The following is a 15741-nucleotide window of genomic DNA, read 5'->3' as shown; positions in this document are numbered from 1 at the left end:
CCGTTCACAATCCGTCCCGTCCGCGAAAACGCCGCTGGTACTGGGCGTCGTACAATGAGCTTTCGCCGAAATCCTGAGCTGCGAGAGCGCTGCCGACGAAGATGATCGCCGTGCGCTCCACCGGATTTTCCGCCAGCTGCGCTTCGATGGTGCCGAGCGTGCCGGTCAGGATGCGCTCGTCCGGCCAGGAGGCGCGGAAGACGACCGCGACCGGACATTCGGCGCCGTAGAGAGGCGTCAAATCGGCAACGACGCGGTCGATGGCATGGATGGCAAGATGGATGGCAAGCGTGGCGCCGGTGCGGCCGAAGCCGGCCAGCGTCTCGCCCGGCGGCATTTTCGAGGCGCGACCGGAAACGCGCGTCAGCACCAGGCTTTGCGCGAGCTCGGGGATGGTGAGCTCGCGGCGCAGCGCCGCCGCCGCCGCCGCGAAGGAGGGGACGCCGGGGGTCAGCGTGTAAGCGATGTTGTGCTTTTCCAGGCGCCTGATCTGTTCGGCGACGGCGCTCCACACCGAAAGATCGCCGGAATGGAGGCGCGCGACGTCGTGGCCGGCCTTGTGGGCGGCGACATATTCGGCCTCGATCTCGTCGAGCGACATCGGCGCGGTGTCGATCAGCCTGGTGCCTGGCGCGCAATGTTCCAGCAGCTCCGGCGCGACGATCGAGCCGGCATAGAGGCAGACCGGGCAACTGGCCAGGAGCCGCGCGCCGCGCAGCGTGATGAGATCGGCCGCACCTGGACCGGCGCCGATGAAATGGACCGTCATGGCGCATCTCCGCTGATGGCGATGGCGCAGGTGACCGGACCGAGCACTGTGTGGGGCCCGAGCAGCCTTGCACCGGCCCCGGCGACCGCGAGGGCGGAAGCTTCCGAAACCGACGGCGTGCCGGCGCGGCTTTGCGAGAGATCGCAGCGGCTGCGGGCGCCCGGCGAGGCCAGCTGCAGGACCCGGTCATCGGCAATGACGACAGGCAGGTTAAGCGCGCGGCCGGCGGCGGAAATCGCCGCCTCATCCTTCTTGAGCGGGGCGGTCGCCAGTGCCGAAAGCGCTGTCATCGCGAGGCCATGCGTTTCAAGCGCGGTCTCGATCGCCGCCAGCACTTCCTCGACGCTCACGCCTTTGCGGCTACCGATGCCCGCGACCATCATGACTTGACCCAGCTCCACTGCGTAACCGGCATGGCTGGACGCCAGGCCTGCATGGACCCGACAGGTGCCGCGCGGGAAAGCGCGACGCGGGTGAGATCGCCGCCGCGCCTGTTGTGCTGGTCGAGCAGCAGTGCCTCCATCTCCAGCGTCACCGCGTTGGCGACCAGTCGGCCGCCGGCGCGCAGCGCCTTGATCGCTTTCTCCAGCACGCCGGTATCGCTGCCGCCGCCGCCGATGAAGATCGCATCCGGCGTCTCCAGTTTGGCGAACGCCTTGGGCGCCGCGCCTTCGACCACGACAAGGCCCGGCACACCGCAATGCGCGGCGTTGCGGCGGACGCGGACGGCGCGTTCGCCGTTGGCCTCGATGGCGATGGCGCGCAGCGAAGGATGCGCCAGCATCCATTCGATGCCGATCGAGCCCGAACCGGCACCGATATCCCACAGCAACTCACCGCGCCGTGGCGCCAGCGCCGACAGCGTGATGGCGCGGATCTCGCGCTTGGTGATCTGGCCGTCATGCTCGAAAAGGTGATCGGCGAGGCCGACGGTCAAGGGCAGGACGCGCGCATCCGGCGTCGATACAATCTCGAGCGCCAGCACGTTGAGCGGGTTGATGTTCTTGAGATCGAAAGCGTCCGCGCGGGAGGTTCGACGCGCTTCATCGGCGCCGCCGAGCGCCTCCAGGACGGTCAGCCGCGACGGGCCGAAGCCGAGTTCGTCGAGCAGTGAGGCGATAGCCGCCGGCGCGTCGGCGTCGGAGGTGAGCGCCAGGATGCGCGCGCTGGGTTGGAGCAGGGGGCGGATCAGATCGATCGGGTGGCCGTGCAGCGAGATGGTCTCGACGTCTTGCAACGCCCAGCCAAGACGCGATGCCGCGAGCGACAGCGAGGAGGGTGCCGGCAGGACAAGCATCTCATCCGGCTTGACCTTGCGTGCCAGTGTGACGCCGACGCCGTGGAAGAACGGGTCGCCGGATGCAAGCACGCAGATTTTCTTGCCTTTGAGCGCCAGCACGTCGCGCATCTCGGCATCGAAGGGCGTTGGCCATGGGCGCGTCTCGCCCTTGGCCACGTTCGAGACGAGAGCAAGGTGCCGCTTGCCGCCGAACACGGTCTCCGCCTGCGCGATCCGCTGCTTGGCCTCGTCGCCGAGACCCGCTACACCGTCCTCGCCGATGCCGACGATGGTCAGCCATTTCGAGGCGGGCTTGGCGGCGCGCGGACCCTTAGCAGGCATGATGACCCACCGTATCCTGATCCTCGGCGGCACGACGGAAGCCCGGCAACTGGCGGGAAAGCTCGCGCGTCGCGAGGATCTTTCGGTCACGCTGTCGCTTGCCGGCCGCACCGAAAGCCCGGTCGCGCAAGGCGTGCCGGTGCGGGTCGGCGGCTTTGGCGGCGTGGAGGGGCTCGCCGCCCATCTTCGCCAGGAACACATCGATCTGCTGATCGACGCCACGCATCCTTACGCTGCCCGTATCTCCGCCAATGCCGCCGAAGCGGCCAGGGAGGCCGGCGTGCCGATCCTTGCGCTGCGGCGTCCCGGCTGGGAGCCCGTCGCGGGCGATCGCTGGACGCTGGTCGACAATGTCACCGAGGCGGCAAGCGCCCTCGGTACGGCGCCGCGTCGTGTCTTCCTGGCGATCGGCCGGCAGGAGGCCTGCGCCTTCGAGGCCGCGCCGCAACACCGCTACCTGATCCGCAGCGTCGATCCGGTCGAGCCGAAGCTTGCCGTGCCGGATGCGCTCTACCTGTTGGCGCGCGGACCGTTCCCGGAAGCGGACGAAAGGGCGCTGCTCGAAAAATACGGGATCGACGCCGTCGTTGCCAAGAACAGCGGCGGCGAGGCGACCTATGGCAAGATCGCTGCCGCGCGAGCGCTCGGCATCGAGGTGGTCATGGTCCGCCGGCCGGCGCTGCCCGACATGCCCTCGGCCGAAACCGTCGATGCGCTGGCGGCAAAAGTCGATCATCTTTTCGGCCCCGTTGCCGAACGCGGCGTATAGACCAGCGCGGGTTTTTCGCCGCGCTTGATGATGCGCGTCTCGGGCGAACCGATGATGATGCAGGTCGCCATGTCGGCCTTTTCCGCGTCGGCGTCCGCGAGCAGGAAAACCTCGATGCGCTCATCGGGCCGGCCGGCGGCGCGGCCGAAGATCACCGGCGTGGTGCCCGGCAGGATCGCCTTCAGGCATTCGAAGGCGCGGCCGAGCTGCCAGGGGCGGGCCTTGCTGATCGGATTGTAGAGCGCGATGACGAAGCCGGCGCCGGCCGCCGCCAGCAGGCGCAGCTCGATCAGCTCCCACGGCTTCAGATTGTCGGAGAGCGAGATGGCGCAGAAATCATGGCCGAGCGGTGCGCCGATGCGGGCGGCAACCGCAAGCATGGCGGTGACGCCGGGGACGACCGACAGGTCAATGGCGCGCCATTCGGCCGGGCCGGCTTCGATTGCCTCGCAGACGGCCGCGGCCATGGCGAAGACGCCGGGATCGCCGCCGGAAACGACTGCCACGCTGTGGCCTTCGGCCGCCTTGGCCAGTGCTTCGTTGGAACGGGCGAGCTCTTCGCGATTGTCGGAAGCGATGCGGGTCTGGTCCGGCCGTAGCTCAAGCCGGTCGAGATAAGGCTTGTAGCCATAGAAGAAGGAAGCCTCTGCGACGGCATTGGCAGCCTGCGGCGTGACCTGGTCGGCATTTCCGGGTCCGAGGCCGATGACGGTGAGACGACCGCTCATGGCTTTGCCCCGGGACGCGCCGACCAGCCGGCGACCAGCACGATGGCGAAATAGGGCGCCTTGTCGTCCGGCTTTTCGGCAAGCCGCATCGAGACGCTGCCCGGCATGGTGCCGCGCTCGACATAGACGGCCTTGGCCAGCCTGCCGGTCGCTTCCAGCGCGCGCCTGATCTTCGGCAGGTTGCGGCCGACCTTCATGATCACGGCGGCGTCGGTGTCGGCCAGCCGACGGGTCAGCTCGAACTCGCTCATCGTGCCCGGCAGCACGGTCAGCACGTCGTCGCCCTGGACGATCGGCACGCCGGTCTGCGACCAGCAGCCAGACATCGCGGTGATGCCGGGAATGACTTCGGTCGGGAAGCGATGCGCGAGGCGCACATGCAGATGCATGTAGGAGCCGTAGAAGAGCGGATCGCCCTCCGACAGCACCGCCACCATCCTGCCGGCGCTAAGATGTTCGGCGACCTGTTCGGCCGACTGCTCGTAGAAATCGGTGATCTGTGCCCGGTAGTCGTCGTGGTCTTTGTCGATCTCGGTCGTCACCGGATAGAGCAGCGGCAGTTCGACCATGTCGGGTCGGAAACGCGCCTCGACAATGGCACGGGCATTGCTGTTGTTGCCGCGCTTGGCGAAATAGGCGACGACGTCGGCTTCGGCCAGCGCGCGCGCCGCTTTCAGCGTCAGCAGCTCCGGATCGCCCGGACCGGTGCCGACGCCGACAAGACGCCCTTTCAGGATAGCGTTCATAGGCCCGGCCTCGCCAACGAATTGAGCGCCGCGGCGGTCATGGCGCTGCCGCCCAGCCTGCCGCGAACGATGGCATAGGGCACGCCGTAGGAATTCTCGGCCAGCGCATCCTTGGATTCGGCGGCGCCAACGAAGCCGACCGGCATGCCGATGATCGCGGCCGGCTTCGGCGCGCCGTCGCGCAGTTTTTCGAGCAGATAGAACAGCGCGGTCGGCGCATTGCCGATGGCGACGACGGAGCCTGCCATGCGCTCGCCCCAGAGGTCGATCGCCGCGGCCGAACGGGTGTTGCCGATTTGCTTGGCGATGTCATGCGTGCGCGGGTCGCGCAGCGTGCAGATCACCTCGTTGCCGGCCGGCAGCCGCGCGCGGGTGACGCCATGCGCCACCATCTCGGCATCGCAGAAGATCGGCGCGCCGGCAGCCAGCGCGGTGCGCGCCGCGGCGACGAAATCGCTGGAGAAGACGAAATTCCTGGCGGCTTCGACTTGGCCGCAGGCATGGATCATGCGGATCGCGACATCTGCCTCCGTCTCGGAGAATCGCGTGAGGTCCGCCTCGGCGCGGATGATGGCGAAAGAGCGCTCGTAGATCGCCATCCCGTCACGGATATAGTCGTAGGCGGCCATTCACTGGTTCCGTCGATAGAGTTCCGCGATACCGGCCGCGCCGAGCCTTGTGAGGCAAGCGGCGGCGGTTTCGCCCTGATGTCTTTGCGCGCGCAGCGCGGCAAGGATGCCGGCGATGCCGCGCGCGGCGTCATAGCCCGGCCTGTATCCGGCAGGAAGGGCCTTTGCCGTCCCGTCCACGACAAGTCCGGCTCCGTTTTCGTCGCCGACCAAAGTGAGCATCGCCGCTCCGGGATGGGCGCAGCCCTTGGCGCAGCCGGAAACATGCAGGATCAGCGAGGCGTCGAGGAGGTCGGCGCTTTGTTTTGCGATGGCTTCGGCGATGGCGCGCGTAGCGATGCGGCCGGAGGCGCAGGCCGGCGTTCCAGGGCAGGCGGCGATGCGGGTGCGCGGGTCGGCGGGGTTGGTGACGAAGCCGAGCGTCGCGGCGGAGGTCTGGAGCGAGGAGGGGGTGGAGAGGCCGAGGAAGAGCAGGGCGCGGCCCGGAGCGAGGCGGATTTCGGGGGCGCCGAGGGACAGGGCGCTTTGGGTGAGGGCGATGAGCTTTTCGGCCGGCATGCTGCCGTAAGGGAGGCCGATGCCGAGGGTGAAAGTGTCGCCGGCTAACGGGAAAAGGCCGATAGGTTTGCGTGAGGCCCCCCCCTCTGTCCTGCCGGACATCTCCCCCTCTAGGGGGGAGATTACGCTCTCGCCAATGGTTTCGCCAATCTGCAACGTTGAAAATGGAGAGCCGGCGTCGACGCTGCCAATCTCCCCCCTTGAGGGGGAGATGTCCGGCAGGACAGAGAGGGGGGCGACAGAGTGCCAACCTGCGAGTGAATTGAGCTGTCTCTCCGACAAATCTCTTGTATGGGCCTCACGACCTCGTTCAGCGACCATCCGCAGTGCCGCGACAGCAATATCGCGTGCTGCATCGGCATCGACCGTCGCGAGTGGCCTTGCGCCGGGTGGGTCGCCGGCAACCGATACGCGCCAGAGAACACCATCCCCGGTCCGTACCGCCCTCAGCCGCACATCGGCTGTCAACGCATCCATGCCCAACTGCCCGCCGCCGTCGACGATCACCGACACCTTCGGCCCCAGCCGCACCGTCAGCCCGGCCTCCTCGATCGCGGCCCTGATCCGCTGGGCCAGCGGACGCGGGTCGACAACCTCGTGCGGATCGATCCCCGCCAGCGGCCCAATCTCCACCGGAACGCCACTGCGCACCGCAATGCCAAGCGCATCGACCTCCGCCGCCAGCAGCCGCGCGCTTTCTGCCGTCAAACCACGGATCTGCAGGCTGCCGCGCGCGGTCACTTCCATAATGCCGTTGCCGTGGCGCAGAGCGGATTCCCCGAGTCCGATCAGGGACTTCGGCGCCAATCCTCCAGCAACCGGGTTGAGCCGTACCAGCAGCCCGTCGCCGGTCTGCATGGGAGCGCTGAGTGCGGGGCAGGCGCCACGGCGCGAAAACGCGTTCATGCTGCCACCCCACCTGCCTGGGCCTCGGCGATCAGGGCCGCGAGGTCGTCGTCGATGGAATTCCTGAGCGGATGCCAGAGGCCGCGCCGCCGCGCAGCGAGGAACCGCTCGGCGATGACCTTGGCGGCAGCCGGATTCTCGCGCAGCAGGAAGGCGCGGACGTCCGGGTCGCCGACATAGGCGTCGTGCACGGCCTCGATCAACGCGCCGGAAATGGCATGCGTGGTCTCGGCGAAGCCGACGAGGCGGTCGACCGTTTCGGCGAATTCCGAGGCGCCGCGCGGCCCGTGGCGCATCTGGCCGGCGATGAAGCGCGGATTGACCGCGCGGGCGCGGACCACGCGCGACACCGCTTCGCCGACCGAACGCGGCTTCGGCTTTTTCGGGTCGGTCGTGTCGAGCACGATGACGTCGGCATTCCGGCCAAGTGCGGCAAGGGCTGCCGAAAAGCCGCCGATGAAGGCGACATCGGCCGAACCTTCGAGGATGTCGCGGCCCGGGTCGTCGCCGGTGTGGACGAGGAGATCAGCTTCGGCGATGCGGCCTTCGAAAGCGCCGGGCGCGGCAATCGCTTCGCCGTCGGCGCCGCCATAGGCGTGCGATGTCGCATCGAGATAGGCGCGGCCGATCTCTTCGCGCGCGCCCCATTCGCCGCGCGACAGCAGATCCTCGACGCCGGCGCCATAGGTGCCGGGCGAGGTGCCGAAAATGCGCGGGCTGATCTTGCCCTGAGCACGCGTCGAGGCGGCGAGCGGGTTTTCCGTATCGTCCTCGTCACGGCCGGCGACGGCGTTGGCAGCGGCGTCGATCAGCGCGATCTGGGTCGGGAACATGTCTCGGAACAGGCCGGAAATGCGCCAGGTGACGTCGACGCGCGGGCGGGCGAGCGTTGCCGGCGGCAGCACCTCGATGCCGGTGACGCGGCCGGTGGCGGCGTCCCATTGCGGCCGGCAGCCCATCAGCGCCAGGCCTTGCGCGATCTCCTCGCCGCCGGTGCGTAGCGAAGCCGATCCCCAGAGATCGATGACCAGCGAACGCGGCCAATCGCCATGGCTCTGCATATAGCTGCGCACGACTTCTTCCGCCGCCGCCTGGCCCAGATCGTAAGCTGTCGGCGTCGGCATCGTGCGCGGATCGGAGGTGAAGAGATTGCGGCCGGTGGGCAGCACGTCGGAGCGGCCGCGCGCCGGCGCACCGGCCGGTCCTGCCTTGATGTGGCGACCGTCGAGAGCGGCGAGCAGTGCTGCCTTCTCTGCCACGGCGCTTTGCCGGCGCAGCGGATCGGTCTCGCCCTCCGGCGCGCGGCCGTAGACATGCAGCCCGTCCTTGACGGCGAAATCCTTGAGGTCGCAAAGCCAGGCGTCGATGCGCCGCAGCGCTTCGTCGGGTTGATCGGTCTTGGCGACGCCGGCTTCCGAGGCAAGCCCGGTCTTGCGCGCCGTCTCGACGATCAGCTTCGCCAGACGGTCACGGCGACGGCGGTCGAGGCCGTCGGCCTGGGCATATTCATCCACCAGGCGTTCGAGCTTCTGTTGCGCCTCGTCGAGGCCGGCCCCGGTGAGCGGCGGCGGCAGGTGGCCGAGCGTGACGGCCGCAATGCGGCGCTTGGCCTGCGCGGCCTCGCCGGGATTGGAGACGATGAAGGGATAGATGACTGGCAGCGAGCCGGTGACGATCTCGGGGAAACAAGTGTCGGAGAGCGCGACGGTCTTGCCCGGCAGCCATTCCAGCGTGCCATGCGCGCCGACATGGACGATGGCATGGACGCCGAGCGATTTCTGCAGCCAGAGCCCGAACGCGATCAGCTCGTGGCGGGGAGGCAGCGTCGGGTCGTGGTAGTCGGCGCGGCGGTCGGCCGAGCGGCCGCGGTCGGGGGCGAGCGCCACGGTGACGTTGCCGAAGGTCGCGGCGCGGAAGCGGAAGTGGGGTTCGACTGCTGGTCGTGAAGGCTGGCGTTCTGTCGCCCCCCCCTCTGTCCTGCCGGACATCTCCCCCTCAAGGGGGGAGATTGGCAGTTCCGCCGCTGGCTCTCCTCTTGCCAGGCCGGAAATTGGCGAAAGCCGTGGCGAAGGAATAATCTCCCCCCTTGAGGGGGAGATGTCCGGCAGGACAGAGAGGGGCGCCTCGCGCAAACTTATCTGGTCCTGCGCTTTGCCCCACGCCGCTTCCGCCGCACTACGCGCAGCTTCCGGCAGCTCGGCGGAAAGGGCCAGGTAGTCATCGAAACTCAATCCTTGTCCACCCACCTCCAGCGCATCCAGCAACTCTCTTGGCGATTGCGGAATCCCGTCAACCGCATAGCCCTGTTCCTTCAGGTCATGCAGCATCGCAAGCACGCTGGACGGCACATCAAGCCCCACGGCGTAGCCGGTCCGTCCCGGCGCGCTCGGGTAATCCGGGAGCAGGATCGCGAGCTTGCGCTTGGCTCGCTCCGTCCGTTGCAGGCGGATGAAGGCAGCGATGCGCTTGGCGACCTGCGTGACGCGATCCGCTTCAGGCCGGTTGGCAAACGCGCGAAAAGCCAGGGCCGGATCGGTCTCGACCTCGCCCTTGAACGAGATCGTGCCGGCGAGGATGCGGCCGTCGAGTTCGGGCAGCACGACATGCATGGCGAGATCGGCGGGCGCCAGGCCACGCTGGTTCTTTTCCCAGACCTCGCGCCGGGTGGTGGCGACGATGACCTGGAAGACCGGCACGCCGGCCCGGTCGAACAGGGTTTCGGCGCCAGGTTCGGCACCGGAGGCGAAGGCGGTTGCGGTGATGATGGCAGCGGGGCTTAGCGAGGTGATGGCGTTTTCGACGAAGGCCAGGGACGCCGGATCCTTGAGACTGGACACAAAGATCGGCACCGGCGCCAGGCTCTGCGAGCGCAGCGCGTCAACCAGTGCGTCGATCGGCGCGACGTCCGCGGCGAGAAGCATCGAACGGTAGAAGAGGATGGGGACGACGGGGGAACCGAGATTGTCGGCGTTGAGTTCCGCCGCCCCCCTCTCTGTCCTGCCGGACATCTCCCCCTCAAGGGGGGAGATTGCTCCGTCGTCGACGGTTTCGCCAATCGCGGATACCGCAGAAGGTTCTATCGTTGAGTTGGCAGAAGGGGCAACAGGCTCGGTGACGGCTGATCTCCCCCCTTGAGGGGGAGATGTCCGGCAGGACAGAGAGGGGGGCGAAGGATCGCCGACCTTTGAAAGGTTCGGCTTGTCAACAACACCAACTCCCGGCTGGTAAAACCCCGCCTTCGGCACGCTCACCGCTTCGGCGACTACCGCCTCCGCTCCCGCAAGCCGTGCCAGCCTTTCCACCAGCGCCGCCATGTTCGCCGGACCGCCTTCGCGGAAATAGCCGAGCAGGGCGTCGAGCTCGGGGCGCGGCAGGGTCGAGGCCTCGATCAGCCGCTGATCCTCGTCGTGGCTCTCGCCGGGCAACAGCGCGAGCTTGATGCCGCGCTCGCGCGCCAGCGCCGCGAGCTGGTCGCAGCCATAGCGCCACCAATCATAGCCGCCGAGGATGCGGACAAGGATGACCTTGGCATGGCGGGCAACGCTGTCGATCCACAGGTCGACCGACATCGGGTGGCGAAGGTCGCGCAATGCCGCCAGCCGCATCGAGGGCAGCCGCACCGCATCCGCCTTCCAGGCGGCTGCCAGGCCGGCCAGGTCGCTGTCGGTGAAGGACAGGGCCACGACATCCGCAGGCGTTTGCCTGAGGTCGATCGGCTCGGCGAGATCGTCGAGCGAAGCGGATGTGGTGGCGAGGATATGCATCGCGGTCCGAATTTGCCTCAGCCGGCGAGGATACGCTCGATCGCCGGGCGGTTCAGCCCCTTGAGGCCGATGACGACGAGCCGCGAGCGGCGGTCGTCCTCGGCCGTCCAGGCGCGGTCGTAGTAATGGTTGACGCGTGGGCCGACGGCCTGGAGCAGAAGCCGCATCGGCTTGCCGCCGACCTCGACGAAACCTTTGACGCGCAACACGTTTTCCTGCTCGGCGGCAAGGGCGACGCGCTTGGCTAGCTCATCCGGGTTGGAAATCGCGGGGATGTCGAGGACGAAGGAATCGAAATCGTCGTGCTCGTGGTCGAGCTCGTCGTCATGATGGGTCTTGCGGTTCTCGATGTCGTCCTCGACGGCGAGGCCGAGGCCAAGCAGCACGGACGGGTCGACCTTGCCTTGCGCGGTCGGCACGATTTTGACGGCGCGCGCTACGTGCTCGCCGATGACGGCATTGGCGCGTGCCGAGCCGGCCGCATCCATCAAATCGCTCTTCGACAGGATGATCAGGTCGGCGCAGGCGATCTGGTCCTCGAACACCTCCTCGACCGGATCGTCATGGTCGAGGGAATCGTCCGCCGCGCGCTGCGCCTGCAAGGCGTCCATATCGGAGGCGACCCGGCCGTCGGCCAGCGCCGGGCCGTCGACCACGGCAATGACGCCGTCGACGGTGACGCGGCTCTTCACGGTCGGCCACTGGAAGGCCTGGACAAGGGGCTTCGGCAGAGCGAGGCCGGAGGTTTCGATCAGGATGTGCTCGACCTTCGGTGTGCGCGACAGGATCTGGTCGAGCGCCGGCACGAAGTCGTCGGCCACGGTGCAGCAGATGCAGCCATTGGCGAGCTCGACGATGTTTTCCTCCGGACAGGCGTCGACGCCGCAGCCTTTCAGGATCTCGCCGTCGATGCCGACATCGCCGAACTCGTTGACGATGATCGCCAGCCGCTTGCCCTTGGCGTTTTCGATGAGGTTTCGGATCAGCGTCGTCTTGCCGGCGCCGAGGAAGCCGGTGACGACGGTGCAGGGAACACGGGAAACGGAAGCGTTCATGGTCAGTCCTTCAGCATGTCGAGGGGAGGGATGCGGGCAACCAGGCCGCGCTTGAGGGAATCGGGCCGGCCGCGCCAGGGGATCAGGCCGTCGGTCGAGGTGGCGAAGAGCTTTGCGCTGGCGACGAGGTCGGCGCCGCTGGCAGTGTTCAGATCGCCGAAGACGTAGCTCCAGCAGCCGTCGCGCAGCAGCGCGGCGCTCAGCCGGCGCTTGCAATTGCCGAGGCATTCTACGGTGCGGATGCGGATGTTTTCGCCCGATGCGGCGCGGCGCGCGTCCTCGGCAAGGAGGGTTCCGGCGCGCGGATGCGCGTCCGAGCCGGTCTCGTCGCGGCAGGAGGAACAAACGATGACGGTGACGCCAGCCGGCGCGTCGTCGGGCTCGGACGAAAAATCCGCTGCTTTAGCCGGGAAACTGCCGTTGCGATCCAAAACCATGCTCCTTGCCCGGAAAACCCGCCGGGCATTCGGATACTCAAAGTCTCAGACGGCAGGTCTCCTGGCTCGCGGGTCGTCGCCTTGAATGCCGCCTTCCCGGGACATCCCAGTGGTTTTCGGCTAAGGCTCGTCGCTTACAGTTGCGGGGACAGCCGCGGATTTGGGTTTTTGGCCCGCACCGCATTCCCTCTTGGCCCCTGCCGTTGCGGGTAGGGGACCGTCTAGGTCGGATTTAGGCTTTTGCAGGCGGCAGAGTCAACGCGCGGCTACGACACCGCGATGTCGGCCAGCGCCGGCCCGAGGTCACCGGCCGGTGTCACTTCGATCGCCTCCAGGCCGAGCCAAGCCTGCATCTGCTTCAACTCGTCGAAGAGCTGCGCGGCGGTTTCAGGCGGCGCCCCGACTTCGGCATAGGCGGCGTGAACGCGCAGCACTTTGGCCGGCCGGTCGGCCCTCAGATCGACGCGGGCGACGATCCGGTCGCCGAGCAGGAAGGGCAGCACGTAGTAGCCGTACTGGCGCTTTTCGGCCGGGGTGTAGATCTCGATACGGTAGCGGAAGCCGAACAGTTTTTCTGTGCGCGTGCGTTCGAAAACCACTGGATCGAAAGGGGCGAGCAGGGCGCGGGCCTCGATGCGGCGCGGGAAACGGGCATCCTTGTGGAGATAGGCTGTCTTGTCCCAGCCTTCGACCTTCACCGGTAGCAATTCGCCTGTTTCGACCAGTTCCTCGATGCGGTCCTTCGTGTCGCCCGGTGCAAGGCGAAAATAGTCGCGCAGGTCGCCATAGGTGGCGATGCCGTGGGCGCGAGCCGAGATGCGGAGCAATTCGCGATGCGCGTCCTCGACCGAGGGCACGGGCAGGTCAAGCACCGCCTGCGGCAAAACGCGCTCCGGCAGGTCGTAATAGCGTTCGAAGCCGCGCCGGTAGGCGGTGGTGATGCGGCCGGCCCAGAACAGCCATTCGAAGGCGTGCTTGGCCTCGCTCCAGCCCCACCAGCCGCCATTGCCCTTGTGGCCCTCGATGTCGGAGGCGGCGATCGGCCCGCGTTCGGCCACCTCCTTGTAGATCTCCTCGATCAGTTCGCCGCGCTCGCGGCCCCATTTGGCGAGGCCGATATACATTTCGTCGCCCTGCTCGGCGCGCTGCATGCGCCAACGTATCAACGGGTAGGTCTCGACGGGGAGGAACGACGCCTCATGCGCCCAATATTCAAAGACGGCGCGCTTGCGGGTCACCGCGGCGTTGTCGAGCAGCGTAAGCGGGTAGGGGCCGAGGCGAGAATAGAGCGGCATATAATGAGCGCGCACCACGGCGCTGACGGAATCGATCTGCAAGAGGCCGGTTCGCGAAAGCACACGCGCAAGGTGCCGGCGGTCGGGTACTCCTCCCGGGCGAGGGTCGTTGAACCCTTGCGCGCCAAGCGCGATGCGCCTGGCCATGGCGAGCGAGATTTTCTCCTTCATCAAGATGTCCTTGCCGAGATCGTCCGTTGGTTCTTAGCCGGTGATTCCGGCCATGCTAGCAGGCAAATGGCGGGAGACATGTCAGGAGAGAAAAGTGGAGTAAAAAGCGAAGGAAATCAAACAAGAGCGGATCGGACCAGTTTCTTCCGATAAGGCGTCCCGGGCCGCGATTTGAACAAGGTTTGACTTGCGTCACCGAAACCGCTGCGCTAACCCATCGCCGCGATGCAGCATGGGCCTCTTAAAACGGTTCAGCGGTTAAACTGTCACGCTTCCGCATTAGAGTTCGTTGCTGTAATCAAAGTGAACTGCCCGCCTAAGGAAAGCCGCCGCATGAGCGCACTCCTGAGTTCATATCTGCCGATCGTCCTGTTCATCGCCGTGGCGCTGGTCGTCGGCCTTGCGCTGCTCATAGCGCCGTTCCTGGTCGCTTACCGCAATCCAGATCCGGAAAAGCTCTCGGCGTATGAATGCGGGTTCAACTCGTTCGACGACGCCCGCATGAAATTCGACATCCGCTTCTACCTGGTGTCGATCCTCTTCATCATCTTCGATCTCGAGGTCGCCTTCCTGTTCCCATGGGCGGTGTCGTTCTCCAAGGTCGGCATGCTCGGCTTCTGGTCGATGATGGTGTTTCTGGCGGTGCTGACCATCGGCTTTGCCTATGAATGGAAAAAAGGAGCGCTGGAATGGGATTGAACGACAGTTCAGGCACCCTCGTCGCGCCGAAGCCCAAGGGCATCATCGACCCCAACACCGGCAGGCCGGTGGGGGAGGACGATCCCTTCTTCCTCGAAATCAACAATGAGCTGGCCGACAAGGGTTTCCTTGTCACGTCGACCGAAGCGCTGATCACCTGGGCGCGCAGCGGCTCGCTGATGTTCATGACCTTCGGCCTCGCCTGCTGCGCGGTCGAGATGATCCATACCTCGATGCCGCGCTATGACTCGGAGCGCTTCGGCGTCGCGCCGCGCGCGTCGCCGCGCCAGTCCGACATCATGATCGTCGCCGGCACGCTGACCAACAAGATGGCGCCGGCGTTGCGCAAGGTCTACGACCAGATGCCGGAGCCGCGCTACGTCATCTCGATGGGCTCCTGCGCCAATGGCGGCGGCTACTACCACTATTCCTATTCGGTGGTGCGCGGCTGCGACCGCGTTGTGCCGGTCGACATCTATGTGCCCGGCTGCCCGCCGAGCGCGGAAGCGCTGCTCTACGGCATTCTCCTTCTGCAGAAGAAGATCCGCCGCACCGGCACGATCGAACGGTGAGCCGATGACCCAGGCGTTGAACGAACTCTCCACCTATCTGGGCGAGAAGCTCTCCGGCCGCATCGGCGAAGCCGTGCTTGCCTATGGCGAGCTGACCGTTTCGGTCGAACCGGGCAATCTGATCGAGGTGGCGACTTTCCTGCGCGACGATCCGCGCTGCCAGTTCATCTCGATCATCGACGTCTGCGGAGCCGACTACCCGTCGCGCGCCAGGCGCTTCGATGTCGTCTATCACCTTTTGTCGCCGAAGCAGAATGTGCGCATCCGGCTCAAGGTTCAGGCCGACGAGGAAACCCTGGTGCCGTCGCTGACGGCGGTCTATCCCGGCGCCGACTGGTTTGAGCGCGAGACATACGATCTCTACGGCGTGCTGTTTTCGGGCCACCCAGACTTGCGCCGCATCTTGACCGATTACGGCTTTGAAGGGCACCCGCTGCGCAAGGATTTTCCGCTGACGGGTTTCGTCGAGGTTCGTTACGACGACGAAGCCAAGCGCGTGATCTACGAGCCGGTGGAATTGAAGCAGGAATTCAGAAACTTCGACTTTTTGAGCCCATGGGAAGGGACGGATTACGTCCTGCCGGGGGATGAAAAGGCGAAGCAGTGAATGGTGAATAGTGAATGGTGAATGGACGAGACGCCGGGAAAGATACGCGACTATCGCGATCTCATCGTCTGGCAGGAGGCGATGGATATCGCCGAGTCCATTTACGCTTTGACGCGCGGGTTTCCGCGCGAGGAAATGTACGGACTGGCGGCTCAGATGCGGCGATGTGCAGCTTCTATACCGGCAAACATTGCGGAAGGGTTCGGTCGCGCTCAGAGGCGACCGTTCATTCAATTCCTTCGTATTGCGCAGGGCTCATTGAAGGAACTGGAAACGCATACAATGCTCTGCGGGCGCGTGGGACTCTTGTCCAAGGAGCAAGCCGCAAGTCTGGAACCAAGCTTCACCCGGCTGGGCAAAAGGCTGGTTTCGTTCGTTCGGTCGCTCGAGGGGGAGCGCGAATGACCATTCACCA

16 protein-coding genes and 1 riboswitch are annotated in these 15741 nt (G+C 66.3%); of the genes, 5 read left to right on the top strand and 11 right to left on the bottom strand.

Annotated features, from left to right (window positions below):
• Positions 1-4: 4 nt before the first annotated feature.
• The 3 genes from cobM to cbiE are packed head-to-tail and all read right to left on the bottom strand — an operon-like array spanning position 5 to position 2390.
• Positions 5-769 carry a precorrin-4 C(11)-methyltransferase gene (cobM, locus tag WDX12_RS31745; protein WP_434723275.1) on the bottom strand — a complete coding sequence of 255 codons (765 nt, stop codon included), beginning with the start codon at positions 767-769 and terminating at the stop codon, positions 5-7.
• The gene (locus WDX12_RS31740) at positions 766-1152 is read right to left on the bottom strand and encodes a cobalamin biosynthesis protein (RefSeq protein ID WP_434723274.1); all 387 of its coding nucleotides are present in this window, start codon (positions 1150-1152) and stop codon (positions 766-768) included. Before WDX12_RS31740 ends, cobM begins: the two co-directional genes overlap by 4 nt.
• A complete protein-coding gene (gene cbiE / locus WDX12_RS31735) occupies positions 1149-2390 on the bottom strand; it encodes a precorrin-6y C5,15-methyltransferase (decarboxylating) subunit CbiE (protein WP_434723273.1) in 1242 nt (413 codons plus the stop codon). Before cbiE ends, WDX12_RS31740 begins: the two co-directional genes overlap by 4 nt.
• A 1-nt stretch (position 2391) precedes the next feature.
• Here cbiE and WDX12_RS31730 point away from each other — a divergent pair, with 1 nt between their 5' ends.
• Positions 2392-3159: a cobalt-precorrin-6A reductase gene (locus WDX12_RS31730; protein ID WP_434723272.1), complete on the top strand. Its 768-nt coding sequence runs from the start codon at positions 2392-2394 to the stop codon at positions 3157-3159.
• Here WDX12_RS31730 and WDX12_RS31725 read toward each other — a convergent pair.
• The 8 genes from WDX12_RS31725 to WDX12_RS31690 form a co-directional block, all read right to left on the bottom strand.
• On the bottom strand, positions 3123-3887 hold the full coding sequence (locus tag WDX12_RS31725) for a precorrin-3B C(17)-methyltransferase (RefSeq protein WP_434723271.1): 765 nt from the start codon (positions 3885-3887) through the stop codon (positions 3123-3125). The genes WDX12_RS31730 and WDX12_RS31725 overlap by 37 nt on opposite strands.
• Positions 3884-4633, bottom strand: a complete 750-nt coding sequence (locus WDX12_RS31720) for a precorrin-2 C(20)-methyltransferase (protein WP_434723270.1) — start codon at positions 4631-4633, stop codon at positions 3884-3886. Before WDX12_RS31720 ends, WDX12_RS31725 begins: the two co-directional genes overlap by 4 nt.
• Positions 4630-5262 carry a precorrin-8X methylmutase gene (locus tag WDX12_RS31715; RefSeq protein WP_434723269.1) on the bottom strand — a complete coding sequence of 211 codons (633 nt, stop codon included), beginning with the start codon at positions 5260-5262 and terminating at the stop codon, positions 4630-4632. The genes WDX12_RS31720 and WDX12_RS31715 overlap by 4 nt, the downstream gene beginning before the upstream one ends.
• Entirely contained in the window at positions 5263-6726 is a 1464-nt protein-coding gene (cobG, locus tag WDX12_RS31710) for a precorrin-3B synthase (RefSeq protein ID WP_434723268.1), read from the bottom strand.
• A complete protein-coding gene (locus WDX12_RS31705; protein WP_434723267.1) occupies positions 6723-10490 on the bottom strand; it encodes a cobaltochelatase subunit CobN in 3768 nt (1255 codons plus the stop codon). Before WDX12_RS31705 ends, cobG begins: the two co-directional genes overlap by 4 nt.
• 17 nt (positions 10491-10507) lie before the next feature.
• On the bottom strand, positions 10508-11545 hold the full coding sequence (cobW, locus tag WDX12_RS31700) for a cobalamin biosynthesis protein CobW (RefSeq protein ID WP_434723266.1): 1038 nt from the start codon (positions 11543-11545) through the stop codon (positions 10508-10510).
• A 2-nt stretch (positions 11546-11547) separates the two neighbouring features.
• On the bottom strand, positions 11548-11976 hold the full coding sequence (locus WDX12_RS31695) for a DUF1636 family protein (RefSeq protein ID WP_434725738.1): 429 nt from the start codon (positions 11974-11976) through the stop codon (positions 11548-11550).
• A 40-nt stretch (positions 11977-12016) separates the two neighbouring features.
• Positions 12017-12219, bottom strand: a riboswitch (cobalamin riboswitch).
• Between the two features lie 29 nt (positions 12220-12248).
• Positions 12249-13448: a winged helix-turn-helix domain-containing protein gene (locus WDX12_RS31690; protein WP_434723265.1), complete on the bottom strand. Its 1200-nt coding sequence runs from the start codon at positions 13446-13448 to the stop codon at positions 12249-12251.
• 333 nt (positions 13449-13781) lie between these two features.
• Between WDX12_RS31690 and WDX12_RS31685 the strand changes: the two genes are divergently transcribed.
• From WDX12_RS31685 to WDX12_RS31670, 4 genes are read left to right on the top strand one after another with little or no spacing between them, the layout of a single operon-like run.
• Positions 13782-14147: an NADH-quinone oxidoreductase subunit A gene (locus WDX12_RS31685; protein ID WP_140644309.1), complete on the top strand. Its 366-nt coding sequence runs from the start codon at positions 13782-13784 to the stop codon at positions 14145-14147.
• Positions 14138-14719 (top strand): NuoB/complex I 20 kDa subunit family protein, encoded by a 582-nt coding sequence (locus tag WDX12_RS31680; RefSeq protein ID WP_015317338.1) that lies wholly within the window; start codon positions 14138-14140, stop codon positions 14717-14719. The genes WDX12_RS31685 and WDX12_RS31680 overlap by 10 nt, the downstream gene beginning before the upstream one ends.
• A gap of 4 nt (positions 14720-14723) precedes the next feature.
• Positions 14724-15326, top strand: coding sequence for an NADH-quinone oxidoreductase subunit C (locus tag WDX12_RS31675; protein ID WP_434723264.1), 603 nt, complete (start codon positions 14724-14726; stop codon positions 15324-15326).
• A gap of 21 nt (positions 15327-15347) precedes the next feature.
• Positions 15348-15731, top strand: coding sequence for a four helix bundle protein (locus WDX12_RS31670; RefSeq protein WP_434723263.1), 384 nt, complete (start codon positions 15348-15350; stop codon positions 15729-15731).
• Positions 15732-15741: the final 10 nt, after the last annotated feature.

It is taken from the genome of Mesorhizobium sp. RIZ17, assembly GCF_051127865.1.
GTDB lineage: Bacteria > Pseudomonadota > Alphaproteobacteria > Rhizobiales > Rhizobiaceae > Mesorhizobium > Mesorhizobium humile.
This window is presented reverse-complemented; position numbering and strand designations above follow the sequence as displayed.